This window comes from Citrobacter sp. Cpo126 (assembly GCF_030332445.1).
GTDB lineage: Bacteria > Pseudomonadota > Gammaproteobacteria > Enterobacterales > Enterobacteriaceae > Citrobacter > Citrobacter portucalensis.
Genome location: NZ_JAOWHT010000036.1, coordinates 338,556 through 364,238 on the forward strand (window position 1 = coordinate 338,556; position 25,683 = coordinate 364,238).

The window sequence follows — 25,683 nt, forward strand, 5'->3', positions numbered from 1 at the left end:
TACACGCAGTAAATAAAAAATCCACTTAAGAAGGTAGGTGTTACATGTCCGAGCTTAATGAAAAGTTAGCCACAGCCTGGGAAGGTTTTACCAAAGGTGATTGGCAGAATGAAGTAAACGTACGTGACTTCATTCAGAAAAACTACACTCCGTATGAGGGTGACGAGTCCTTCCTGGCTGGCGCAACTGATGCGACCACTGCACTGTGGGACAGCGTGATGGAAGGCGTTAAACAGGAAAACCGCACTCACGCGCCTGTTGACTTTGACACCTCCGTTGCTTCTACCATCACTTCTCACGACGCTGGCTACATCAACAAAGCGCTCGAGAAGATTGTTGGTCTGCAGACTGAAGCTCCGCTGAAACGTGCGATCATTCCGTTTGGCGGCATCAAAATGGTTGAAGGTTCCTGCAAAGCGTACAATCGCGAACTGGACCCGATGCTGAAAAAAATCTTCACCGAATACCGCAAAACCCACAACCAGGGCGTGTTCGATGTTTACACCAAAGACATTCTGAACTGCCGTAAATCCGGTGTTCTGACTGGTCTGCCAGATGCGTATGGCCGTGGCCGTATCATCGGTGACTACCGTCGCGTTGCGCTGTACGGTATCGACTACCTGATGAAAGACAAATACGCTCAGTTCGTCTCTCTGCAGTCCGATCTGGAAAACGGCGTAAACCTGGAAGCAACTATCCGTCTGCGTGAAGAAATCGCTGAACAGCACCGCGCTCTGGGTCAGATCAAAGAAATGGCTGCTAAATATGGCTGCGATATCTCTGGTCCGGCTACCAACGCTCAGGAAGCTATCCAGTGGACTTACTTCGGCTACCTGGCCGCAGTTAAATCTCAGAACGGTGCAGCAATGTCCTTCGGTCGCGTATCCACCTTCCTGGATGCTTACATCGAACGTGACCTGAAAGCAGGCAAAATCACCGAGCAAGACGCACAGGAAATGATCGACCACCTGGTCATGAAACTGCGTATGGTTCGTTTCCTGCGTACTCCTGAATATGATGAACTGTTCTCCGGTGACCCGATTTGGGCAACTGAATCAATCGGTGGTATGGGCGTTGATGGCCGTACTCTGGTTACCAAAAACAGCTTCCGCTTCCTGAACACCCTGTACACCATGGGTCCTTCTCCGGAGCCGAACATCACTGTTCTGTGGTCTGAAAAACTGCCTCTGAACTTCAAGAAATTCGCCGCTAAAGTGTCCATCGACACCTCTTCTCTGCAGTACGAGAACGATGACCTGATGCGTCCGGACTTCAACAACGACGACTACGCTATCGCTTGCTGCGTAAGCCCGATGGTTGTTGGTAAACAAATGCAGTTCTTCGGTGCGCGTGCAAACCTGGCGAAAACCATGCTGTACGCAATCAACGGTGGCGTTGATGAAAAACTGAAAATGCAGGTTGGTCCTAAATCTGAACCGATCAAAGGCGACGTTCTGAACTTCGACGAAGTTATGGACCGCATGGATCACTTCATGGATTGGCTGGCTAAACAGTACGTCACCGCGCTGAACGTTATCCACTACATGCACGACAAGTACAGCTACGAAGCCTCTCTGATGGCGCTGCACGACCGTGACGTTATCCGCACCATGGCGTGTGGTATCGCTGGTCTGTCCGTTGCTGCTGACTCCCTGTCTGCAATCAAATATGCGAAAGTTAAACCGATTCGTGACGAAGACGGTCTGGCTATCGACTTCGAAATCGAAGGCGAATACCCGCAGTTTGGTAACAACGACTCTCGCGTTGATGACATGGCGGTTGACCTGGTAGAACGTTTCATGAAGAAAATTCAGAAACTGACTACTTATCGTAACGCTATCCCGACTCAGTCTGTTCTGACCATCACCTCTAACGTGGTTTATGGTAAGAAAACTGGTAACACCCCAGATGGTCGTCGTGCTGGCGCGCCGTTCGGACCGGGTGCTAACCCAATGCACGGTCGTGACCAGAAAGGTGCTGTTGCCTCTCTGACCTCCGTTGCTAAACTGCCGTTTGCTTACGCTAAAGATGGTATTTCTTACACCTTCTCTATCGTTCCGAACGCACTGGGTAAAGACGACGAAGTTCGTAAGACCAACCTGGCTGGTCTGATGGATGGTTACTTCCACCACGAAGCGTCCATCGAAGGTGGTCAGCACCTGAACGTGAACGTCATGAACCGCGAAATGCTGCTGGATGCGATGGAACATCCGGAAAAATATCCGCAGCTGACCATCCGCGTTTCTGGCTACGCAGTACGTTTTAACTCCCTGACTAAAGAACAGCAGCAGGACGTTATTACTCGTACCTTCACTCAGACCATGTAATTGGTTTTGACTGAAATCGTACTTTAAAAAGCGTACAATAAAGGCTCCACGTAAGTGGGGCCTTTTTAATAGCCTGCTTTGTCAGCTATCTATACTTATATACTCGATGGATTTCGAGTTGCATTGAGGCGGCAACGGAGTGAATCCCCTGGAGCGTACAGAAGTACGTGACTGGGGTGAGCGAAGGAAGCTAACAAAGATGCAGCTTGAAAGACGAAAAGTATGGATAGCAGCCAAAACAGACTCGACACAGTTAATAACTGTGCACTAACACTGGCCCCGGATGGGCCACACCTGGAGAAACACCGCAATGTCAGTTATTGGTCGCATTCACTCCTTTGAATCCTGTGGCACTGTTGATGGCCCGGGCATCCGCTTTATTACCTTCTTTCAGGGCTGCCTGATGCGCTGCCTGTATTGCCATAACCGCGACACGTGGGATACACACGGCGGTAAAGAAGTCACCGTCGACGAATTAATGAAAGAGGTGGTGACCTATCGCCACTTTATGAACGCATCCGGCGGCGGCGTGACGGCGTCTGGCGGCGAAGCTATCCTGCAAGCTGAATTCGTACGTGACTGGTTCCGCGCCTGTAAAAAAGAAGGTATTCATACCTGTCTGGATACCAACGGTTTTGTTCGCCGCTACGATCCGGTGATCGATGAGCTACTGGAAGTCACCGACCTGGTCATGCTCGACCTCAAACAGATGAACGATGAAATCCATCAGAATCTGGTCGGCGTATCTAACCATCGTACGCTGGAGTTCGCGCGTTACCTGTCAAACAAAGACATCAAAGTGTGGATCCGCTATGTTGTCGTACCTGGCTGGTCTGATGACGATGACTCCGCACACCGCCTCGGCGAATTTACCCGCGATATGGGTAACGTTGAAAAAATCGAGCTGCTGCCTTACCACGAGCTGGGCAAACACAAATGGGTAGCAATGGGCGAAGAGTACAAACTGGATGGCGTCAAACCACCGAAGAAAGAGACCATGGAGCGCGTGAAGGGCATTCTCGAGCAATATGGACATAAAGTGATGTATTGAGTTTTAGCCACCACGAAACGGCTGCCCTGAACGGCAGCCGTTTTGCTATCTAAGCGACAACCACTCGAATTAAAGGAAAGGACGCCATGCGGTTATTCATTTCTGGCATGTTGCTGTTATCTGCCCAATACGTAAATGCCGCCAGCAACTGTGATATCAACGCCATTGTGCAACATGCGTGGCCGGATGCAAAACCGACAGCGGAAGGCAAGCTACTCACACAGCATAATCAGGTTATCGATATCACAGGTAACTCACCGCAAAGCGCAATTTGCCGTGTCTGGCCAGCCCACCCGGAACTGACCTTAGCGGCGATTCCGCTGATGGCACAACAATATAGCGATTACGATCGCATTGGCGATCTGGAGCTTCTGGTACTGGATTCCACAAGCCTCGACGTAAAACAGCGGCTACGCCTCCCCGAACGTATGAATGACGATGCCATTCAAATTACCGCTCTGGCGCTGGATACTGCGCGCTGGAAAGTTACCCCAGATCAGACCGCATTTGGGTTACGAGTCGCCCGCACCGGCAGTTCCCGTGTAAATCCTTTTAGCGAAGATGCGCTATCGCTGTTTGTTATTGAAAATAATCAACTACGGGCGGTATTAAACGGAATCGTACTTGAGAATAGCACCGGTGAATGGGACGGGAACTGTGTGGGAACATTCCACGATATTAAACGCATCCTTGCCCTTGCGCCTGATTCACATAATGGGTACATCGATATTCGGGTAAACGAGAAAAACGTGGAATCAACGGCCTATACAGATGCCAACGAGCAGTGCGCATCAAAGGATAAACCGGGGAAAGCCAGTTGGGTACTGCGTTATGATGGCAAACAGTATGCCATCCCAAAAGAACTGTCCCCGTTGTTTTGAGAGGCAAAGCAGGAGATAGCATCACTATCTCCTGCTCTTCTGCCACACTTGTCTTTAGCGTCCTCTTCTCGCCAGTAGCGGGAAAATCAATCCCAGCCCAACCAGCACAAATGGCGTCACGATATTCAGCGTGAGCTGGAATGTCCACTCAGGGGTAAAGGCTTCCATTTTCGGGAAAATCCCGGTCAGACAGGCAAATGCGGTAAAGGCAAAGCACCAGATCCCCACGGTCATCGCAAGCGAGCGGTTGCGAATAAAGACATATTCCGATTTATATTTTTGCGCCAGGCGAATAACGGCAATGAACGCCACAAACACCCATAAATAACGCAATGGCATCACGACAGAGTTAAGATTCAATAGCCATTTATACAGGTTGTTCATATCGCCAATTCCCAGTGTTGGCAACATAATCAAAATCGCCACCAGCACCAGCGTCAGAATATAACCATTTACCGGCGTACCGGAAGCGTTGGTTTTACACAGGCTCTCGGGAATATATTTACGATCAGCATCACCCAGCAGAACTTTAAGCGGTGCATCAATAGAAAATACCAATGCCGCAATCTGTCCCAGCGTATTGGCAATCGCGTAAATAACCATCAGCGAATTACCCATACCATAATACTCACCCAATTTCTGGAAGGCGTAATATTGACCATTCGTCATCAGGTCATCTGGAATATGCCGGGAGTCAAACATCATTCCCATAGCCAGCGAACCGAGAATCGCGCATACCGCCACCATAACAGCCAGAACGAGCATCCCTTTTGGAAATTCTTTGCCCGGATTACGTGTCTGATTAACGTATGGCGAAATTTTCTCCGCACCGCCCACGGCAAAGACCAGCATGGAGATCGTAGTAATGTAGGTAAAATCGATGTGCGGGATAAACGATTCCCAGGTGATATTGGTTGTCGCTATTTGCACATCCGTAATTGCAGGCGCGGTTACCGCCATCACGACATACAAAATGGACATCACAAACATCGCGATGCCAGCAACTGACCCAACAATTTTCAGCGACTTCATGCCACGGGACGCAACCCACATGAAAAAGACAAACAGCGCCAGCGTCAGCCCCTGTAACGCCACGACGGTGTACTCTTTAATCAACGAACCATCGCCCTTCAGCGCCCATCCCAGCGCAATCAGAATAGCCTGCGGTTTTTGCGCCAGATAAGGTATATGAACAACCCAATAGGTCCAGGCAGCAAGATAGGCCAACCCTGGCCCCATGGTATGTTTAATCCAGGTACTGACGCCGCCTTTACCCTCTTTAAAGGTTGAACCAAGCTGCCCGACGATCAACGCATAAGGAATAAAATAGAGCGCGAAAATAAATATCCAGGAGGAGACAACAACCAATCCCTGATTAGCATAGTTGTTGACGACGTTACCAAAACCCCAGACGGTAATAAATGACATTAATGCAATGTTGTACCATCGCAATTGTTTTTCCTGCACACCAGCCATACGCAATCCTTTGTGGAAGCTTTTTGATTATCAATATATGAGGCGTGGGATTATGCGCGGTAAAATGAGCGAGCGGAAACGGCAGGATGTAAAACTATAACCTTCTGCACACTTTATTTTCAGGGCAGACGTGTGCGATTAAATAATGCAGGTTCCCATAAAGCATACATAAACAGTATGTATGGGAACCTGTTCATATTCTGTTAAATCAGGTCAAATGTGCGCAATAGAATTGGGCGTATGGCCCGTCTTACGCAGCAGCATTAGTAAATAAATAAACGATACGCTGGCGATCATGATAAACAGCAAGCTATCTGAATAATTCTGCATCAGCATCGCAGTAAATGAAGGTCCCAGCAGGCTGCCCACGGTATAGCTCAATAACAATGCCTGATTCATGGCGACCAGCTGATGATGTTCCACCTTTTCACAGGCCCAGGCCATCGCGACCGGATAGAGGGTAAAGCCTGCCGCACCCAACATAAACAACGCGGGCGCCATCGCCGCCTGATTCAGCATGGCGATACTCCCGACGATCACCACGAAGACCTGGACGCGTAAAACCAGCAGACGTCCCAGCTTATCCGCCAGACGGCCAATCGGCCATTGCCCCAGAATACCGGCACTTACCAGAACCGCCATCCAGAAACCAATGCTGGCGTTGCTCACCCCCTGATGGTTGAGATACAGCGGCATCAGGCCATACAAAGACCCCAGCACGATCCCGGAAATAATGCAGCCATTAACGCCCAGGCGCGCCTGACGCAACCTCAGCATGGAGACAATAGGCGTAGACTGCAGTTCATCGCCCTGCTGATTAGCAATGCGCGTAAAGAGCAGTGGCAAAACACCCGCCAGGATAGTACCCGTCACCCACGGCAGGACGTTCATCAATTCTGTTGATACTTTACTAACCAGCAGTTGGCCTAAAAACGTTCCCACATAATAGATCATCATATAGGCGGCAAGTAACCGTCCGCGATTACGTGACGTCCCGCTGCACATCAGCGCGCTTTCCACGACCACCCAGATCATGGCGCAGCCAACACCGGCGATAAAACGCCATGTCATCCAGCTCCAGAATCCCACCATAATCCCCAGCCCGACACAGCCCGCGGCAAAAATAAGCGAGGCGATGTAATAGCTGCGGTTAAAACCAAGGTGTTTTATTAAATACCCTGTCAGCAACGTCCCTACCAGATTACCGGTAAAGTAAGACGAGCTCACCACGCCTACCTGCCAGGTGGGCAGATTTTCATGGGCGAGCCAAAGCGGGACGAGCGTGTTTAACACGGCGATCGCCAGGGTCAACAGAAGTAGCCCGCACAACAATAGCATGACGGGACGGGTATAGGTGGACATGAATAAAAACCGTGAGGAAGTTCAAATTTCATGCGCATCATGCCACTGCTAAAAACATTGTCAATCGGCGGAATCAGAGGGCTGAGGCGCTTTCTGGTCGATCGATTTGCATTACTGATTCTTAATGTGAATAGATAAAAAACACAAAAACACATCTGCTTGTTTTTATTGATCTAAAACAAAAATCTCGCGTTACGTTCAGTCGAAAAATTTCATGGACTCCCCTTACTTTTATTTCTTACTAAACTCTATGCGGGATGCTGAGCTGCATTGTCTTCAAAATAGAACAGTGAGTTCTTATTTATCTATCTAATCCAAATATCGTTCTTTTCGTAGACTTAAACTCATCAAATTTCCCCCACTGATACTGAACAGGAGAAATACCATGACTAAACCTTACGTAAGACTTGATAAAGACAATGCGGCAGTACTGCTGGTCGACCATCAGGCTGGCCTGCTCTCTCTGGTTCGGGATATCGATCCCGATAAATTTAAAAACAACGTGCTTGCGCTCGGTGACTTAGCAAAATACTTCAACCTCCCAACCATTCTGACAACCAGTTTTGAGACAGGACCAAACGGACCGCTGGTACCGGAACTGAAAGCTCAATTTCCCGATGCGCCCTACATTGCTCGCCCAGGAAACATTAACGCATGGGATAACGAAGATTTCGTGAAAGCAGTAAAAGCGACCGGCAAAAAGCAGCTGATTATCGCTGGTGTCGTGACGGAGGTTTGCGTCGCTTTCCCAGCGCTCTCGGCTATTGAAGAAGGTTTTGACGTCTTTGTTGTCACCGATGCTTCAGGCACGTTTAATGAAATTACCCGCCATTCAGCATGGGATCGGATGTCTCAGGCAGGCGCTCAATTGATGACATGGTTCGGAGTAGCATGCGAACTGCACCGCGACTGGCGCAACGATGTCGAAGGTCTGGCGACGTTGTTCTCTAATCACATTCCGGATTATCGCAATCTGATGACCAGCTATGACACGTTAACTAAGCAGAAGTAAAGACTGGGGCAAAACCCTGGCCTGACATGTAGCCGGATAGCGCGCAGCTTTAAGGCCTACGGATATTGTAGGCTTGTTAAAGCACGAGGCGCCATCCGGCATATTATGGATTAACTCGCCACCGCCATACCGACTGTCATATGCAGCCCGTAGAACACGCCACGACCAATCAGCTCGCCGACTAACAGCAGAATAAACGCGACGGAAAGCAACGGAACGGCAGGCTGGTAACCCTTCACTTGCGGTACTATCCAGCAGCACAGCGCTAACGCCAACGCCACGATCCGCCACGCCATCAGCGAACCGTAATCCGGAACCAGCGCAGAGGCCTGTTGAATCGAACTGTGGATTGTCGCCAGTTCAGTCCCCTGCATTACCGACATGATGGCACTCACGACCAGAGCAAGCACTGATATAGCCGGCAGCAGGCGCATCGCCCAACCATCCACGCCAGCAATTCTCAGTAACAGATATCCCAGCAGCGGACCGCCCATAAACATCGTCAGGAAGAAGCCCAGCGGTGTCCAGACGCTGTACCAGGTCGGTACGGTATCGATGGTGTTATACACGCGCACCATCATCCAGACAAAAACCACACCCAGCACCATGCTGACAACTAACCACAGATTGCGTAATGCGGGCGACATTTTCTTCAACATAGCCAGCAGCCAGCCGATACCGCCAACGGCAAAGAAGAGTGAGCCGCTGGCAATTTCGTTACTCAACGCAGATGACCCAACGCGATTGAGTGAGTTAAAGGCGCGCATCGGTGAGCCCAGGTGGAGCATGGAAGCAATAAAACCAATGCCCATTAATACCCACAGCCCAAACATGCAGGTAATTACGCGTTGCTGCGATTCTGGGCGTAAGCCCCCTTTCATCAACGCCAGCGCCAGAACAATAAAACCGCCAACCACACACTGTCCGAAGACCGTGAAGATCATCAGCGGCCATTCATGCCATCCACTTCCCATCTTACACCTCCTTCGGATTAGCCAGATAACCTGTGGTATCCCCGGTCGGGCGGCTATTGGCGTTAGGTTTGATGACAATGCTCGGTTTGGTAAAGTGCGCGCCCGGCAATGGCGCAACCGCAGCCAAAGTACCGTGTTTTTTGCGCAGTTCATCAATTGGGCCAAAATCCAGCGCACGCAGTGGACAGGACTCGACGCAAATAGGTTTCTTACCTTCAGCGACGCGCTCATGGCAGCCATCGCATTTGGTCATGTGCCCTTTGTCAGCATTGTACTGTGGTGCACCGTAAGGACAGGCCATGTGGCAATAGCGGCAGCCGATGCACACATCTTCATCGACAACGACAAAGCCATCTTCACGTTTGTGCATCGCACCGCTCGGACACACTTTGGTACAGGCCGGGTCTTCACAGTGGTTACACGCAATGGAGAGGTAATAGGCAAAGACGTTCTGATGCCAGACGCCGTTGTCTTCCTGCCAGTCACCGCCCGCGTACTCATAAATGCGGCGGAAGCTGACTTCAGGGGTTAAATTTTTGAAATCTTTGCACGCCAGTTCGCAGGTTTTGCAACCGGTGCAACGGCTGGAATCAATAAAAAATCCATACTGGGTTGTCATCGGTTACTCCTTACACCTTTTCAACCTGAACAAGGTTCGTGTGTGATGGGTTCCCCTTCGCGAGAGGAGACGGACGCTGGGTCGTCAGGACGTTAATACAACCGCCCTGGTCCACGCGTTTTGCGTCCGGGTCATACCACGCCCCTTCGCCCAATGCCACCACGCCAGGCATCATACGCGGAGTTACTTTCGCCTCGATGTGCACTTCACCACGATCGTTAAAGATGCGCACCTTGTCGCCGTTGTTAATGCCGCGTCGCTGTGCATCCATCGGGTTGATCCACATTTCCTGACGGCAGGATGCTTTCAGAACATCCACGTTGCCATAGGTCGAGTGAACGCGAGACTTATAGTGGAAGCCGGTCAACTGCAGAGGGAATTTCTCCACCAGCGGATCGTTTAAGCTCTCAAAACCTGGGGTATAAATCGGCAGTGGATCAATCACATCACCTTCCGGCAGCTCCCAGGTTGACGCGATCTCGGCAAGCTGCTGCGAATAAATTTCGATCTTACCTGACGGCGTGGTCAGCGGATTGGCGTTAGGATCCTCACGGAACGCCTTGTAGGCCACGTGATGTCCCTGCGGGTCGCGCTGTTTAAAGATCCCCTGCTTGCGGAATTCTTCAAACGTTGGCAGTTCAGGAATGGCTTTGCGCGACTGCTCGTACAGATGACGCATCCACTCTTCCTGAGTACGACCTTCTGTAAACTGCTGCTCAACACCAAGGCGTTTCGCTAGCTCACTGGTCATCTGGTAGATAGTCTTGCATTCGAAGCGTGGTTTGATCGCCTGATCGGTGAAAATCACATACGACATATTTCCGCAGGAGGCATCCAGTGCGAAGTCCATCTGCTCCGAAGCGGTGCAGTCCGGCAGCAAAATATCCGCGTATTTCGCCGAGGAGGTCATATGACAGTCGATGACAACGATCATTTCGCACTTCTTATCATCCTGTAGGATTTCATGTGTGCGGTTGATATCAGAGTGCTGGTTAATCAGACAGTTACCGGCATAGTTCCAGATCATCTTAATCGGAACATCGAGCTTATCTTTGCCACGAACACCGTCACGCAGCGCCGTCATCTCCGGACCTCGCTCAATGGCGTCCGTCCACATAAACATAGAGATGCTGGTTTCGACTGGGTTTTCCAGCGTAGGCATACGTTCAAACGGCAAACTGTATGAGCCCTCACGCGCCCCGCTGTTGCCGCCGTTAATCCCAACGTTACCGGTAAGGATTGCCAGCATAGAAATGGCACGAGTCGCTATTTCACCGTTAGCATGGCGCTGCGGTCCCCACCCCTGACTGATATATGCCGGTTTAGCGCTACCGATTTCACGTGCCAGTTTGACGATTCGATCAGCAGGAATACCGGTAATTTGCGCTGCCCATTCCGGGGTCTTGGCGATACCGTCTTTGCCCTGCCCAAGAATATACGCCTTATAGTGACCGTTTTTCGGTGCGTCGGCCGGTAAGGTTTTCTCGTCGTAACCCACGCAGTATTTATCAAGGAACGGTTGATCGACCATGTTTTCGGTGATCAGCACATACGCCAGACCATTCACCAGCGCCGCATCGGTACCTGGGCGGATCGGGATCCATTCATCTTCACGACCCGCACCGGTATCCGTGTAGCGAGGATCGATAATAATCATGCGGGCATTGGATTTCTGTCGCGCCTGTTCAAGGTAATAGGTTACCCCACCCCCGCTCATACGGGTTTCACCTGGGTTATTCCCGAACAGAACCACCAGCTTGCTGTTTTCAATGTCGGACGGGCTGTTACCGTCTGCCCAGCCGCCGTAGGTGTAGTTCAACCCGGCAGCGATTTGCGCTGAAGAGTAGTCACCGTAGTGGTTCAGGTAGCCGCCACAGCAGTTCATCAGACGTGCTACCAGCGTTTTGCCTGGCGGCCAGGAACGTGTCAGGGTGCCGCCCAGCGTACCTGTGCCGTAGTTCAGGTAGATAGACTCGTTGCCGTAGTCTTTGATAAGACGCTGCATATTGCTGGCAATGATGTCGTAGGCTTCATCCCAGCTGATGCGCTCAAATTTGCCTTCTCCACGTTTGCCGACGCGTTTCATCGGGTATTTCAGCCGGTCGGGATTATAAACGCGACGACGCATGGAGCGACCACGCAGACAGGCGCGGACCTGGTGCAAGCCGTCATAGTTGTCATCACCGGTGTTGTCGGTTTCAACATACTTTATTTCACCGTCTACCACGTGCATACGCAGAGGACAGCGGCTACCACAGTTCACCGTACACGCGCTCCATATGACTTTCTCATTGGCCTGTGTCGGATTAAGGGCTTCTGCAGCATTTGCAATACGGGTAAATGGCAGGGTAAACGCGCTACTGGCCACCGCCAGTCCGCCTATCGCCGTCGTTTTCACCAAACCTCGGCGACTAACCTCAGCTGCCAGCATGGCATCGGGGATCTTAGTTTTCATAGTGGCTCACTCTGCTGCTCACAATAAACAAAAGAGAAATACTCGTTATATAGATTTTTATATAGCATTAATATCAATATACAGACTGGTAGATACTGAATTTGCGAAAAGACAGAGATAAATACTGACTTTCATTCGAAGGCAGTATTACTCCTATGGAGGTAGGCGTTATTGTCCGACGTCAAACGGGCATAAAAAAAGCGCCCTGAGGCGCTTTTTTAGCAAAGAAAGGTAGCTTAGCCGATAAATTCCAGGCCATTCATGTACGGACGTAACACTTCCGGAACCTGAATACGGCCATCAGCCTGCTGATAGTTTTCCATCACCGCAACCAGCGTACGTCCAACCGCCAGACCGGAACCGTTCAGCGTATGTACTAAACGGGTCTTTTTGTCGGATTTGCTGCGGCAACGCGCCTGCATACGACGAGCCTGGAAATCCCACACGTTAGAGCAAGAGGAGATTTCGCGATAGGTGTTCTGCGCCGGGATCCACACTTCCAGATCGTACGTTTTGCATGCGCCAAAGCCCATGTCGCCTGTGCACAGGATAATCTTACGGTACGGCAGGCCCAGCAGCTGAAGAACCTTCTCGGCATGGCCGGTCATCTCTTCCAGCGCGTCCATAGAGTCTTCCGGGCGAACGATCTGCACCATTTCAACTTTATCAAACTGGTGCATACGGATCAGACCACGGGTATCACGACCGTAAGAACCTGCTTCAGAACGGAAGCACGGCGTATGCGCGGTCATTTTGATCGGCAGCGCATCTTCGTCAATGATTTCGTCGCGAACCAGGTTGGTCAGCGGAACTTCTGCCGTTGGGATCAGCGCATAGTTGCTGCTGTCAGCTTCTTCATCCAGCGGACGGGTGTGGAACAGATCGCCAGCAAATTTCGGCAGTTGCCCTGTTCCGTACAGCGTGTCATGGTTAACCAGATACGGAACGTAGTTTTCGCTGTAACCATGCTGTTCGGTATGCAGATCCAGCATGAACTGAGACAGCGCACGGTGCATGCGGGCGATCTGCCCTTTCATCACGACGAAACGAGAGCCGGTCAGCTTAACCGCAGCGGCAAAATCAAGACCCGTGTGCATTTCACCCAGGGTAACGTGATCGCGCACTTCGAAATCAAACTCACGCGGAGTACCCCAACGGCTGACTTCAACGTTGTCATTTTCATCTTTACCCACCGGAACGTCGTCCGCTGGCAGGTTAGGAATGGTCAGCGCAATGTCGCGAATCTCGGCCTGTAAGGTATCAAGTTCAGCTTTCGCGGCATCCAGCTCTTCGCCCAGTTTGTTCACTTCCAGACGTAAAGACTCGATATCTTCCCCGCGCGCTTTTGCCTGGCCGATGGATTTCGATCGAGAGTTACGCTCTGCCTGCAGGTTTTCAGTTTGTACCTGCAGAACTTTACGACGCTCTTCAAGAGCGCGCAGCTTATCTACATCCAGCTTAAAGCCCCGGCTTGCCAGTTTTTCTGCGACTGCGTCTGGCTCATTACGCAGCAGATTGGGATCGAGCATGCTTATCCTGTGCTTATCGAATTAAAATAGGAGAAAGTGACCACAGCCTGCGGTCACAGGGATACAGAGACAACATTACCGCAACGATAACACTAACGGTAGCGTTTTATAGGGCTATTTTGATCCTGTCCGGCGAGCCAGGCGAGCTTTTCGCCAATCTTGCCTTCAAGACCTCTGTTTGTGGGGTGATAATAGCGCGTTTGTGCCATTTCCTGCGGGAAGTACTCTTCTCCGGCGGCGTAGGCATTTGGTTCATCATGGGCGTAACGATACTCCTGACCATAGCCCATTTCTTTCATCAGCTTAGTTGGCGCATTGCGCAGGTGGACTGGCACGTCGTAATCCGGACGTTCGCGGGCATCAGCCAGCGCGGCTTTGAAGGCGGTGTAAACCGCATTACTTTTCGGCGCGCAGGCCAGATAAACAATCGCCTGAGCAATCGCTCGTTCACCTTCCGCGGGTCCCACGCGGGTAAAGCAGTCCCATGCGGAAATTGCCACCTGCATGGCGCGAGGATCGGCATTGCCCACATCTTCAGAGGCAATTGCCAGACAGCGACGGGCTACATACAGCGGGTCACCGCCTGCACTAATGATGCGCGCATACCAATAAAGTGCCGCATCCGGGGCGCTGCCGCGAACCGATTTGTGTAATGCGGAGATGAGATCGTAAAAACGATCGCCTTTATTATCGAAGCGTGCGCTGCGTTCACCGGCAATTTCAGTGAGCAATTCTGGTTTCAATACGCGCTTGCCAGAATCATCAACTTCGGCCATATCGGCCATCATTTCCAGCGTATTCAGCGCTCGCCGTGCGTCACCATTAACCAGTTCGGCAATCGCCCGACGCGTCTCTGGTGGCAGTACGATATCCTGGCCGCCGTAACCCCGGGCTTTATCTGACATCGCCTGGTCCAGCACCTGTTCAATATCGTCGGTGGTTAACGATTTCAGTAAATAAACACGCGCCCGCGACAACAGTGCCGAGTTCAGTTCAAACGAGGGATTTTCAGTGGTGGCGCCAATAAACGTGATGGTACCGTCTTCAATATGCGGTAAAAACGCATCCTGTTGGCTTTTATTAAAACGGTGAACTTCGTCCACGAACAGGATCGTACGTCGACCCGCGTTACGATTCTGACGCGCCCGCTCAATCGCTTCACGAATTTCTTTTACACCAGACGTGACCGCCGAAATTCGTTCAACATCGGCGTTAGCGTAACGGGCAATAACTTCGGCTAGCGTGGTTTTCCCCGTCCCCGGCGGCCCCCATAAAATCATAGAGTGCAGGTGCCCGGCCTCGATGGCGCGCGGCAAGGGTTTACCCGCAGCCAGCAGATGCTGCTGGCCGATGTACTGCGCTAAATTTTCTGGCCGCATACGTGCGGCCAGTGGCTGAAAGGTATTATCAGAAAAGTCGAGCGACAGATTGCTCACTCACACGCCTCTACTTACGTTGATCGTCAACCGTTACACCTTGCGGCGGGGTAAAGGTGAATTTCGAAGGTTCAATCGCACCATTCTGCTGAGATTTCAGCTGATAGCTGCTGCGCTGATCGTCTTGCTCAACGGCACTGAACTGATGGATCGTCCCGTCCCGCCCAACATTGATAGTAAACTGCTTCAGGCTACCGCTGCTGGTTTTTGGCGTCAGCACGAAATCGTCGCCGTTTTGCTTAATGTTGTACTGTTGCCAGTCGCTAGCCTGGTTACGCGCAATCAGCATGAACGGCGTGTTGCCCGTGGCGTCTTTCAACCAGGTCGCAGTCGCCTGCTCAACAAACGGGTTAAAGAACCACAGCGTTTTACCATCGGAAACCAGAATGCTCTCGTCAGGCTGCGTCATATGCCAGTTAAACAGATTAGGGCGTTTAACCCATAAGTCGCCCTGACCTTCCTGCACCGCCGCGCCGCTACCGTCCGTGACCTTCTGAGTAAAGCTGGCATGGAAGCTACTGACTTTATCCAGACGGCTTTTCAGGTCGCTGGCAGCATCAGCCCAGACGCTGCTCACCACAAAGCTAGACAGTAATGCACAGGTGATTGCGATTCTTTTCATCATTATTCCTCAAAATACGTCACTCCCAACGGGGAGATCCCTCTGCTATCCATTTCAGGCCAAAAATCAGCATGAGGAAAGTAGAAAATACTGAATTACTTAACTTTGCAATCATTCGAAGGGCGGCGGAGCCAGCACTTCACGATTACCATTATGCCCTTGTTCGCTGACTATTCCCTGCGCTTCCATCTGTTCGATGATGCGCGCCGCTCGGTTGTAACCGATACGGAACTGACGCTGGACGCCGGAGATTGAGGCTTTGCGTTTCTGAGTAACAAAGTTCACAGCCTGATCGAACAGCGGATCCAGTTCTTCGCCACCATCAAAGCCGCCACCGCCGCCTTCGCTTTCGCTGTCAGAGGTAATGCCATCAACGTATTGTGGACGGCCGCGCGCTTTCCAGTCCTGAACTACCGCGTGAACTTCTTCATCGCGTACAAAGGCGCCGTGTACACGTACAGGGATCGTCGAGTTTGGTGCAGAATAAAGCATGTCACCCATACCCAACAGCGATTCCGCGCCGCCCTGGTCAAGGATGGTACGCGAGTCAATTTTACTGGACACTGTAAAGGCGATACGCGTCGGGATGTTCGCTTTAATCAGACCAGTGATAACGTCAACTGACGGTCGCTGGGTTGCCAGCACCAGGTGGATACCCGCCGCACGCGCTTTTTGCGCCAGACGAGCGATTAGTTCTTCCACCTTTTTGCCAACGGTCATCATCAGGTCAGCGAATTCATCCACCAACACCACGATATACGGCAGTTTTTCCAGCACCGGATGCTGAACATCCATGCTGTCGCCCGGCTTCCAGTATGGGTCTGGAATCGGACGTCCCATACGGGCGGCTTCAGCAATCTTATCGTTATAACCGGCAAGGTTACGCACGCCAAGCGCCGACATCAGTTTGTAGCGACGTTCCATTTCATTGACGCTCCAACGCAAGGCATTGGCGGCATCTTTCATGTCGGTCACAACTTCAGTCAGCAGATGTGGAATACCTTCATAAACAGAAAGTTCCAGCATTTTCGGGTCAATCATGATAAAGCGAACGTCTTCCGGCTGCGCTTTGTACAGCATGCTGAGGATCATGGCGTTCACCCCAACAGACTTACCGGAACCGGTTGTCCCTGCCACCAGCAGGTGCGGCATTTTAGCCAGATCGGCCACCACCGGTTCGCCCGCAATATCTTTGCCCAGCACCACAGTCAGCGGAGATGAGTTATCACGGAATTTAGCGTTATCCAGCACTTCTCGCAGATAGACGGTTTGACGTTTTTTGTTCGGTAACTCCAGTCCGACATACGGTTTGCCTGGAATAACCTCGACCACACGTACCGCCGCGGTCGACAATGAACGCGCCAGATCTCGTGACAGGTTAGAAATACGCGCTGCTTTAACCCCTGGAGCCAAATTAAGCTCAAAGCGGGTAATCACCGGGCCAGGAGAGTAGTTCACCACATCGGCTTTAATGCGGAAATCCGCCAGACGCGCTTCCACCAGACGTGCCATTTGTTCCAGTGCGAACGTATCTATCGGCTCAACTTCGCTCGGCGGCGGCGTGAGCAGATCTAACGATGGCAGCGGCGTGCTTGGACGGTGCGCCGGACGACTATCCCCATTACGCATCAGCAGCGGATGGATCAGACTATCCTGCGGCGGCGGTGTAGCAGGCTGCGCTGGCTGCTGATAATGCTGCTGCGGTGCAACTGGCTGCGCTGGCTGTTGATAATGCTGCTGCGATGCAACTGGCTGCACCGGTTGCTGGTAGTACTGCTGCGGTGCAACAGGCTGCGCTGGTTGCTGATAATGCTGCTGTGGTGCAACTGGCTGTGCCGGTTGCTGATAGTGCTGTTGCGGTGCAACTGGCTGCGCCGGTTGCTGATAATGCTGCTGCGGCGCAACTGGTTCCTGGTACTGCGGCGCGGGCTCCGGCATTACGCCAGGCGTAAACAGCGGCTCATGCGGCCCCTCATCCACCAGCGTTTTCATTGGCGAAAATTCAAAGTCATCGAGGGAGAACGGATTCGCTCCGACAGGCTGTTCACCGGAATAACGCTGCTGCTGAGAAGAAGCAAACTGGCGAGCCAGTTCCGCTTCTGCGGCTGAATCTTCGTCATCAGTCTGGTGGGTTTCGTCCTGATACTCTTCGCCATAACGATGCTGCTGCGACTGAGCGAACTGACGTGCCAGCTCGTCCTGCTGCATTGCATCCATTTCATCGTCACTGTACGCATCTGTATCAAGCTGCTCTTCGCGCGCTTTCTCTTCAGCCATACGCTGTGACGGCAGTTTTATGCCATATGAAGCCAGTTCACGACGAGTAGGCACGCGCACACGATTCGGACGCGGCAACTGCGGGCCAATGCCCTCTTTCACCTGCGGACGCGGCGTACCGCTGCCTGCAAGGCTAAAGACAGGTGCTGCGGCAGCGGCACCTGCCCCTAACGCGGCGCTTTTTACGCCAGCGGCCAGCGGTGCAACGGCAGCAACAGACTCAACGGGTGGTATGGATGCAGTCGCCGGCATAGATGGCGTAGACGGCTTAACACGCTCAGGCTCCTGAGCAGGTTCTGGAATCGGCTGATACCATGCGGCCAGTTGCTCACGCTCACGCGCACGTTTCTCTTCGACTTCTTCAAAGTAATAGAGCGGCGGACGAGTCGGTTTAACTTCTTCAACCACCGGCTCAGGTTCCACCACTGTTGGTTGTTCAACCACAGGCTGCTGGAACGTAGTGCTCTGTTGAAAAGTTGGATCCTGCTGATAAACAGGTTGCTGCACAGGCTCCAGCTGATAACCAGGCTGCTGGAATGCGGCGTTCTGTTGAGAGGTCGGATCCTGTTGATAGACAGGTTGCAGCACGGGCTCCGGCTGATAAACAGGTTCCGGCTGCGGCGCGACAGGCTGCGTATAAACAGGTTCAACGGGCTGCTGTGCGTAATATTGCGGCTGCGGACTCTGCTCCACAACCGGTTGTTGCCATGGCTCATATGGCTGCTGCACCGGAGGTTGCGCGTACTGGGCTGGCTGCGGATAACCTTCAGGCGCTGGTGCAATCGCGGCATCACCGGTTTGCGGGCCAGGCACGGGTTGCCAGGCCACAGTTGGGACCGGTTGCTCCATAACAGTGTTGGTCACGGGTGACGTTTGCAGTAACGGATCGACCGGTGCGCTCCAGGCCTGAGCGGCTGTTGTAGCTGCAGCTGCTGCAGCCACAGGCTCGGTCACCGAGTGGCCGTTAAGCAGTGGATCAAGTTCGTCATATTCAGGCAGCGTCGCGCGATTACCGGAAAACAGCACATCATTAGGATCGGCAACCACGCCACGGGCGCTGTATTCAATTTCGTCTTCATCATCCATGCGTTTGCCGGAGAACAGCGCCGCATCGGTATGACGACCAAGCGGGTTGGTAAATTTCTCCGCCAGACGTTTACGGCGCGCTAACGCACCGCGCAGGATACGAGCTCGGCGCGATTCATGGGGTTTGCCATCAGCGGCGTCGACAGACTCTTCTTCGTCTTCATACTCTTCGTCATCGACCCAGGTATCGTCGCGGCGGGTACGGTTGCTGGCAAACGTCAGGATATTGAGTAACCAGCCGCCCAGTTTTTCCGCAATGCTCACCCATGACCAACCGGTGAACAGCGTTAATCCCGCTGCCCAAATGCACAACAATGTCAGCGTGCCGCCGCTGCTGTGCAGCAATGGTTGTAGCGTGGTGCTGAGCAGACTGCCGATCACGCCGCCAGAGGCGAAATACCAGATGTCATCGGCGTTAATTGCGGCCAGCCCGCAGGAAGTGAGAATCAGCGCCAGAACGCCAATAATGCGTAGCGAGACGGCAAAATAATCGACGTATTCGTCGCTGGCCTGATGTCGCCAGGCAAACCAGCAGCCACCGACAATGATGACGGGGATGGTGTAGGCCATGACGCCAAAAATAAAGAACAGCGTATCCGCCAGCCATGCTCCAGGTATTCCACCCAGATTATGGATAGGCTCATGCCACGCGGTTTGCGACCAACTGGGATCCGAAGGGTTAAAGCTGAGTAAGGCAGCCATCAACCAGACGGCAAAAAGGGCAATAAGGATCAGTAGCGCTTCCAGAAGTCGGCGCCCGCTGCTTAACTTCGTCAATGTGACGTCTTTGTCTTCAGTGTATTCCTGGCTCAAAAACGGCTCTCCAGGTTTCGGGCTTTTCCTGCCCGATGCTAAAACGGACAACAGCACCGGGTTGCCCCGGCACTGTTGCTGTATGGATTAACAGGAGTGTAATCAAACTGCGTCGATTTTGCACCTGTTCCGTGTTAGCGCGTCTTAATTACCAGACGATTGCTCTGTTTGACTTCTTCCATTACTACATAAGTACGTGTGTCATTCACGCCAGGCAGACGCAGCAGGGTTTCCCCCAACAGCTTACGGTATGCCGACATATCCGGTACGCGTGTTTTCAGCAAATAGTCGAAATCACCGGAAACCAAATGACACTCTTGAATTTCTTCAAGTTTTTGTACTGCAGAGTTAAATTGTTCAAACACATCCGGGGCGCCACGATTCAGAGTAATCTCAACAAAAACCAGAAGTGATGCATCCAGATAATGCGGGTTTAACAGCGCTGTATAGCCCTGAATAAAACCCTGTCTTTCCAACCGACGCACACGCTCAAGGCAGGGCGTTGGTGAAAGTCCCACACGTTTAGAAAGCTCGACGTTAGAAATACGCCCATCCTTTTGCAGCTCATTAAGAATGTTACGATCGATACGGTCGAGATCTTTGCCAGGGCGCTTCTTACTATCTACCATTATTATTGTCTCTCTGTATTCCTTCCCTACTCCTGCCTGACTCTACCAACATCACTGTTCAGAGTCGCTACCCATCAAAATAAACCGCAACCCAGAGGGATTTTCGGTTCGCAATGTCTGGGTTTATGGTGAGAAGACCGTTGCCTGTCGGCGGCTATCGACATCACGAATGGCATCTGTCCACACCATGCGTAGATTTCGCTAACACGGTAAACATGGTATCTACATGCATGATTATGCAGCATATACATGACACAGTTTTTTTCTTCCTTGAATGTTTTCGCAAAACAGCAGGGGATTGTCAAAGCAAAACATCGATTTTTAGTACAACATGCCAGTTATTCATTCGCAGTGATGGAAAATCGTCATTTTATCACCTTATAACTGACCGATTTTAAGTAGAAATCGTTATAGTATTACGACTAATTCTGCCGCTCATCGGTTCCCGCTATTACACATATTGTTAACAAAATCGCCATACTCTTTTTTTACGCCTGTAAATTCCCTACAATCCTGCTCATTGCCTGCTAACAACTATGGGGATCTCATGGGCGCAACCAAACACAGTAAACTTCTTATTCTGGGCTCTGGCCCTGCGGGGTATACCGCTGCGGTCTACGCTGCACGCGCGAACCTGCAACCGGTACTGATTACCGGTATGGAAAAAGGTGGTCAGTTGACCACAACAACAGAAGTGGAGAACTGGCCTGGCGATCCGCACGATCTCACAGGCCCATTGCTGATGGAACGCATGCACGAACATGCGACCAAATTTGAAACTGAAATTATTTTTGATCATATCAGCAAAGTTGATCTGCAAAACCGCCCTTTCCGTCTGACCGGCGACAGCGGTGAATACACCTGTGACGCACTGATCATCGCCACCGGTGCGTCAGCACGCTACCTGGGTCTGCCTTCAGAAGAAGCCTTCAAAGGCCGTGGCGTTTCCGCCTGCGCGACCTGCGACGGTTTCTTCTACCGTAACCAAAAAGTTGCGGTGATCGGCGGCGGCAACACTGCTGTTGAAGAAGCGCTGTACCTGGCGAATATCGCATCTGAAGTGCATTTGATTCACCGTCGCGACAGCTTCCGCGCCGAGAAAATCCTGATCAAGCGTTTGATGGATAAAGTCGAAAACGGCAACATCGTGCTGCATACCCACCGCACACTGGAAGAAGTGACCGGCGATCAAATGGGCGTAACCGGACTGCGCCTGCGCGATACGCAAAACACTGACAACGTCGAGTCACTTGACGTTGCAGGCTTGTTTGTCGCTATCGGCCACAGCCCGAATACCGCCATTTTTGACGGTCAGCTTGAACTGGAAAATGGCTACATCAAAGTTCAGTCCGGGATTCATGGTAACGCCACCCAAACCAGCATTCCGGGTGTATTCGCCGCCGGTGACGTGATGGACCATATTTATCGCCAGGCGATCACTTCAGCAGGCACCGGTTGTATGGCTGCGCTTGACGCAGAGCGTTATCTCGACGGTCTGGCAGACGCTTGCAAATAAGTTTTACAAATCAGTAACAAAAGTAAAAAAGGCGACTATAAGTCGCCTTTATTTTTGCCTCGTTGTAACATTGTCCTGCCCAAAAATTCCAATAACTCACCTGCTAAGCGTGCAATGAATAAAACCCGTCAAAAAGAGCTGACCCGCTGGTTAAAACAGCAAAGTGTAATTTCCCAACGATGGCTGAACATTTCACGCCTGTTGGGGTTCGTGAGCGGCCTGTTAATTGTCGCTCAGGCCTGGCTCATGGCCCGAATTCTCGACCATATGATCATGGACAATATCCCCAGAGAGGCGCTTCTGCTCCCTTTCATTGTGCTGGTATTGATTTTCATCCTGCGGGCATGGGTCGTCTGGTTACGCGAACGCGTCGGGTTTCATGCTGGCCAACATATCCGCTTTGAGATTCGCCGCCAGGTGCTTGACCGTCTGCAACAAGCAGGTCCCGCCTGGATACAAGGCAAACCAGCCGGGAGCTGGGCTACGCTAATCCTGGAACAGATTGATGACATGCATGATTACTATGCACGTTATCTGCCGCAAATGGCGCTGGCTGTATGCGTCCCTTTATTGATCGTGGCGGCGGTATTCCCGTCAAACTGGGTAGCCGCTCTTATTCTGCTTGGAACTGCCCCGTTGATCCCGTTATTTATGGCGATGGTTGGTATGGGTGCAGCCGATGCTAACCGCCGCAACTTTCAGGCTCTTGCTCGCCTCAGTGGCCATTTCCTCGATCGCCTGCGGGGCATGGAAACGCTAAGAATCTTTGGCCGCGGTGAAGCTGAAACAGAAAGCATCCGCGCAGCGTCACAGGATTTCCGCCAGCGCACCATGGAAGTCCTGCGCCTGGCGTTTCTGTCATCCGGTGTCCTTGAGTTCTTTACCTCCCTGTCCATCGCACTGGTCGCGGTTTACTTCGGTTTTTCCTACCTCGGTGAACTCGATTTTGGCCACTACGGGACTGGCGTCACATTGGCAGCTGGCTTCCTGGCGCTCATTCTGGCGCCGGAATTTTTCCAACCCCTGCGCGATCTGGGCACGTTTTATCACGCCAAAGCACAAGCCGTTGGTGCAGCAGACAGTCTGAAAACCTTCATGGAAACCCCGCTTGCACATCCTGAGCGTGGTGATATTGAGCTGACAACAAAAGACGCAGTTTCAATTGAAGCAGAAGATCTGGTCATCACCTCGCCGGAAGGTAAAGTGCTTGCAGGTCCGCTCAACTTTACCCTGCCAGCGGGCCAACGCGCGGTGCTGGTTGGCCGCAGCGGCTCCGGCAAAAGTTCGTTGCTCAATGTCCTGTCCGGTTTTCTCTCTTATCAGGGATCGCTGCGGATTAACGGCTTTGAGCTGCGCGACCTGTCGCCTGATTGCTGGCGCAAACAGCTGTCCTGGGTTGGACAAAACCCGCAGCTCCCTGCCGCCACGTTACGCGATAACGTGCTGCTCGCTCGCCCCGATGCCAGCGAAGAACAGCTGCAAGCCGCACTCGACAGCGCCTGGGTCAGTGAGTTTTTACCACTTCTGCCACAGGGTGTGGATACACCAGTAGGCGATCAGGCTGCTCGACTTTCTGTCGGACAAGCGCAGCGCGTTGCCGTGGCTCGCGCCTTACTCAATCCATGTCAGTTGTTGCTGCTTGACGAGCCCGCCGCCAGCCTTGATGCACATAGCGAACAACGCGTGATGCAGGCGTTGAAAGCAGCGTCACGCCGCCAGACCACGCTGATGGTGACACACCAACTTGAAGATCTTGCCGACTGGGACGTTATCTGGGTGATGCAGGACGGACAGATCGTTGAACAAGGCACTTATGCCGAACTTAGCGCAGCCAACGGGGCGTTTGCGACATTACTGGCTCATCGTCAGGAGGACATTTAAATGCGCGCTTTGCTACCTTATCTGACGCTGTATAAACGTCACAAATGGATGTTAACCCTGGGGATCGTTCTGGCGATCGTCACACTGCTGGCAAGTATTGGTTTGCTGACGCTTTCCGGCTGGTTCCTGTCGGCTTCTGCTGTGGTGGGTGTCACCGGGATTTACAGTTTTAACTATATGCTCCCTGCTGCCGGGGTACGCGGTGCGGCAATCACCCGAACCGCGGGCCGCTATTTCGAGCGATTGGTCAGCCACGACGCGACGTTCCGCGTGCTGCAACATTTGCGTATTTATACCTTCAGCAAACTGCTGCCGCTCTCCCCTGCTGGCCTGTCCCGTTATGGACAAGGTGAATTGCTTAACCGCGTGGTGGCGGATGTCGACACGCTCGATCATCTCTATTTGCGCGTGCTCTCCCCACTTGTGGGCGCTTTTGTCGTCATCATGGTGGTCACGCTGGGGCTAAGCGTTCTCGATTTCACGCTGGCTATCACTCTCGGCGGTATTATGCTGCTGACCTTATTTATCCTGCCCCCACTCTTTTATCAGGCAGGTAAAAGCACCGGGCAAAGTTTGACGCATTTACGTGGGCAGTATCGTCAGCAGTTAACATCCTGGCTGCAGGGCCAGGCTGAACTGACCATCTTTGGCGCCAGTGAACGTTACCGCGCCCAAATGGAAGCCACCGAGTTGCAGTGGCATGAAGCCCAACGACGTCAGTCTGAATTAACGGCGCTATCACAGGCGGTCATGCTGTTAGTCGGCGCACTGGCAGTGGTTGTGATGTTATGGATGGCCTCCGGCGGCGTGGGTGGCAATACCCAGCCTGGCGCGCTGATCGCGCTGTTTGTCTTCTGTGCGCTGGCCGCGTTTGAAGCTTTGGCACCCGTCACCGGGGCATTTCAGCATCTCGGACAGGTTATTGCCTCTGCGCTGCGCATCACCGAACTGACCGAACAGCAGCCAGAAGTCACCTTCCCGGATGCCGGTTCTCCAGTTTCTGAGCAGGTCACTCTCACGCTACGCGATGTTTCATTCAGCTATCCGGGGCAAACACAAAAAGCGCTCGACACCCTTTCGCTGCAGGCTCAGCCCGGTGAACACATTGCGATTCTCGGTCGCACTGGCTGCGGTAAGTCAACGTTACTACAATTGCTGACCCGCGCATGGGATCCGCAGCATGGCGAAATTCTGATTAATGAGCAGCCGATTTCAGCCCTCAGTGAAGCCGCGCTGCGCCAGAGCATCAGCGTCGTGCCACAGCGCGTGCACCTGTTCAGCGCGACGCTTCGCGATAATCTGCTGCTGGCAGCACCGCACGCCAGTGATGACACATTATCCGCAATGCTGTGCCGCGTCGGTCTGGACAAACTGCTAGAGGGTGATGGACTCAATGCCTGGTTAGGCGAAGGCGGTCGTCAGCTTTCTGGCGGCGAACTCCGTCGTCTGGCTATCGCTCGCGCCTTATTGCACGATGCCCCACTGATGCTGCTGGATGAACCGACCGAAGGGCTTGATGCCACAACAGAAAGCCAAATGCTTGAATTAATTGGCGATGTCATGCGCGATAAAACCGTGCTGATGGTGACACATCGTCTGCGCGGCTTGTCACGTTTTGATCAAATAATAGTGATGGACAACGGACACATTATTGAGCAAGGTAATCACGCAGATTTGCTAGCCCGGCAGGGGCGTTATTACCAGTTTAAGCAACGTCTGTAAGCTATTATTGAACGA

17 protein-coding genes are annotated in these 25,683 nt (G+C 52.3%); 7 read left to right on the forward strand and 10 right to left on the reverse strand.

Features of this window, described 5'->3' with window-relative positions:
- The first annotated feature begins 44 nt into the window (after window positions 1-44).
- The 3 genes from pflB to OGY17_RS16050 all read left to right on the forward strand — a co-directional run bounded on the left by pflB (window position 45) and on the right by OGY17_RS16050 (window position 4,259).
- Window positions 45-2,327 carry a formate C-acetyltransferase gene (pflB, locus tag OGY17_RS16040; RefSeq protein WP_003035753.1) on the forward strand — a complete coding sequence of 761 codons (2,283 nt, stop codon included), beginning with the start codon at window positions 45-47 and terminating at the stop codon, window positions 2,325-2,327.
- A gap of 310 nt (window positions 2,328-2,637) precedes the next feature.
- Window positions 2,638-3,378 (forward strand): pyruvate formate lyase 1-activating protein, encoded by a 741-nt coding sequence (gene pflA, locus OGY17_RS16045; protein WP_003035751.1) that lies wholly within the window; start codon window positions 2,638-2,640, stop codon window positions 3,376-3,378.
- 86 nt (window positions 3,379-3,464) lie between these two features.
- Entirely contained in the window at window positions 3,465-4,259 is a 795-nt protein-coding gene (locus OGY17_RS16050; protein WP_249418829.1) for a PA3715 family protein, read from the forward strand.
- A gap of 54 nt (window positions 4,260-4,313) precedes the next feature.
- Here OGY17_RS16050 and OGY17_RS16055 read toward each other — a convergent pair whose 3' ends face one another.
- Window positions 4,314-5,735 (reverse strand): amino acid permease, encoded by a 1,422-nt coding sequence (locus tag OGY17_RS16055; protein WP_003035749.1) that lies wholly within the window; start codon window positions 5,733-5,735, stop codon window positions 4,314-4,316.
- 213 nt (window positions 5,736-5,948) lie between these two features.
- On the reverse strand, window positions 5,949-7,097 hold the full coding sequence (locus OGY17_RS16060; RefSeq protein WP_060682475.1) for an MFS transporter: 1,149 nt from the start codon (window positions 7,095-7,097) through the stop codon (window positions 5,949-5,951).
- A gap of 385 nt (window positions 7,098-7,482) precedes the next feature.
- Between OGY17_RS16060 and ycaC the strand changes: the two genes are divergently transcribed.
- The gene (gene ycaC / locus OGY17_RS16065; RefSeq protein WP_020996517.1) at window positions 7,483-8,109 is read left to right on the forward strand and encodes an isochorismate family cysteine hydrolase YcaC; all 627 of its coding nucleotides are present in this window, start codon (window positions 7,483-7,485) and stop codon (window positions 8,107-8,109) included.
- Window positions 8,110-8,219: 110 nt separating this feature from the next.
- On the opposite strand, the gene OGY17_RS16070 is transcribed toward ycaC, so the two are convergent.
- The 8 genes from OGY17_RS16070 to lrp form a co-directional block, all read right to left on the reverse strand.
- Window positions 8,220-9,083, reverse strand: a complete 864-nt coding sequence (locus OGY17_RS16070; RefSeq protein WP_286607780.1) for a dimethyl sulfoxide reductase anchor subunit family protein — start codon at window positions 9,081-9,083, stop codon at window positions 8,220-8,222.
- 1 nt (window position 9,084) lies between these two features.
- A complete protein-coding gene (gene dmsB, locus OGY17_RS16075) occupies window positions 9,085-9,702 on the reverse strand; it encodes a dimethylsulfoxide reductase iron-sulfur subunit DmsB (RefSeq protein ID WP_003831905.1) in 618 nt (205 codons plus the stop codon).
- Window positions 9,703-9,712: 10 nt separating this feature from the next.
- Window positions 9,713-12,157, reverse strand: a complete 2,445-nt coding sequence (gene dmsA, locus OGY17_RS16080) for a dimethylsulfoxide reductase subunit A (RefSeq protein WP_008784257.1) — start codon at window positions 12,155-12,157, stop codon at window positions 9,713-9,715.
- Between the two features lie 236 nt (window positions 12,158-12,393).
- Entirely contained in the window at window positions 12,394-13,686 is a 1,293-nt protein-coding gene (serS, locus tag OGY17_RS16085) for a serine--tRNA ligase (RefSeq protein ID WP_003831902.1), read from the reverse strand.
- A gap of 92 nt (window positions 13,687-13,778) precedes the next feature.
- On the reverse strand, window positions 13,779-15,122 hold the full coding sequence (gene rarA, locus OGY17_RS16090) for a replication-associated recombination protein RarA (protein WP_003836910.1): 1,344 nt from the start codon (window positions 15,120-15,122) through the stop codon (window positions 13,779-13,781).
- A 10-nt stretch (window positions 15,123-15,132) separates the two neighbouring features.
- The gene (gene lolA / locus OGY17_RS16095; RefSeq protein WP_286607844.1) at window positions 15,133-15,744 is read right to left on the reverse strand and encodes an outer membrane lipoprotein periplasmic chaperone LolA; all 612 of its coding nucleotides are present in this window, start codon (window positions 15,742-15,744) and stop codon (window positions 15,133-15,135) included.
- Between the two features lie 111 nt (window positions 15,745-15,855).
- On the reverse strand, window positions 15,856-19,920 hold the full coding sequence (gene ftsK, locus OGY17_RS16100; protein ID WP_286607784.1) for a DNA translocase FtsK: 4,065 nt from the start codon (window positions 19,918-19,920) through the stop codon (window positions 15,856-15,858).
- 134 nt (window positions 19,921-20,054) lie between these two features.
- Window positions 20,055-20,549: a leucine-responsive transcriptional regulator Lrp gene (lrp, locus tag OGY17_RS16105; protein WP_002439523.1), complete on the reverse strand. Its 495-nt coding sequence runs from the start codon at window positions 20,547-20,549 to the stop codon at window positions 20,055-20,057.
- Window positions 20,550-21,096: 547 nt separating this feature from the next.
- Here lrp and trxB point away from each other — a divergent pair.
- The 3 genes from trxB to cydC all read left to right on the forward strand — a co-directional run bounded on the left by trxB (window position 21,097) and on the right by cydC (window position 25,668).
- Window positions 21,097-22,065, forward strand: a complete 969-nt coding sequence (trxB, locus tag OGY17_RS16110; protein ID WP_003831889.1) for a thioredoxin-disulfide reductase — start codon at window positions 21,097-21,099, stop codon at window positions 22,063-22,065.
- A gap of 114 nt (window positions 22,066-22,179) precedes the next feature.
- A complete protein-coding gene (gene cydD, locus OGY17_RS16115) occupies window positions 22,180-23,946 on the forward strand; it encodes a heme ABC transporter permease/ATP-binding protein CydD (protein ID WP_003831887.1) in 1,767 nt (588 codons plus the stop codon).
- Complete coding sequence (gene cydC / locus OGY17_RS16120) at window positions 23,947-25,668, forward strand: heme ABC transporter ATP-binding protein/permease CydC (RefSeq protein WP_048225901.1); 1,722 nt, start codon at window positions 23,947-23,949, stop codon at window positions 25,666-25,668.
- Window positions 25,669-25,683 lie beyond the last annotated feature (15 nt).

Excerpts from the sequence above, each read along its gene's own strand:
- pflB (WP_003035753.1), top strand. The coding sequence starts at position 45 with ATGTCCGAGCTTAATGAAAAGTTAGCCACAGCCTGGGAAGGTTTTACC.
- pflA (WP_003035751.1), top strand. The coding sequence starts at position 2,638 with ATGTCAGTTATTGGTCGCATTCACTCCTTTGAATCCTGTGGCACTGTT.
- OGY17_RS16050 (WP_249418829.1), top strand. The coding sequence starts at position 3,465 with ATGCGGTTATTCATTTCTGGCATGTTGCTGTTATCTGCCCAATACGTA.
- OGY17_RS16055 (WP_003035749.1), bottom strand. The coding sequence starts at position 5,735 with ATGGCTGGTGTGCAGGAAAAACAATTGCGATGGTACAACATTGCATTA.
- OGY17_RS16060 (WP_060682475.1), bottom strand. The coding sequence starts at position 7,097 with ATGTCCACCTATACCCGTCCCGTCATGCTATTGTTGTGCGGGCTACTT.
- ycaC (WP_020996517.1), top strand. The coding sequence starts at position 7,483 with ATGACTAAACCTTACGTAAGACTTGATAAAGACAATGCGGCAGTACTG.
- OGY17_RS16070 (WP_286607780.1), bottom strand. The coding sequence starts at position 9,083 with ATGGGAAGTGGATGGCATGAATGGCCGCTGATGATCTTCACGGTCTTC.
- dmsB (WP_003831905.1), bottom strand. The coding sequence starts at position 9,702 with ATGACAACCCAGTATGGATTTTTTATTGATTCCAGCCGTTGCACCGGT.
- dmsA (WP_008784257.1), bottom strand. The coding sequence starts at position 12,157 with ATGAAAACTAAGATCCCCGATGCCATGCTGGCAGCTGAGGTTAGTCGC.
- serS (WP_003831902.1), bottom strand. The coding sequence starts at position 13,686 with ATGCTCGATCCCAATCTGCTGCGTAATGAGCCAGACGCAGTCGCAGAA.
- lolA (WP_286607844.1), bottom strand. The coding sequence starts at position 15,744 with ATGAAAAGAATCGCAATCACCTGTGCATTACTGTCTAGCTTTGTGGTG.
- lrp (WP_002439523.1), bottom strand. The coding sequence starts at position 20,549 with ATGGTAGATAGTAAGAAGCGCCCTGGCAAAGATCTCGACCGTATCGAT.
- trxB (WP_003831889.1), top strand. The coding sequence starts at position 21,097 with ATGGGCGCAACCAAACACAGTAAACTTCTTATTCTGGGCTCTGGCCCT.
- cydD (WP_003831887.1), top strand. The coding sequence starts at position 22,180 with ATGAATAAAACCCGTCAAAAAGAGCTGACCCGCTGGTTAAAACAGCAA.
- cydC (WP_048225901.1), top strand. The coding sequence starts at position 23,947 with ATGCGCGCTTTGCTACCTTATCTGACGCTGTATAAACGTCACAAATGG.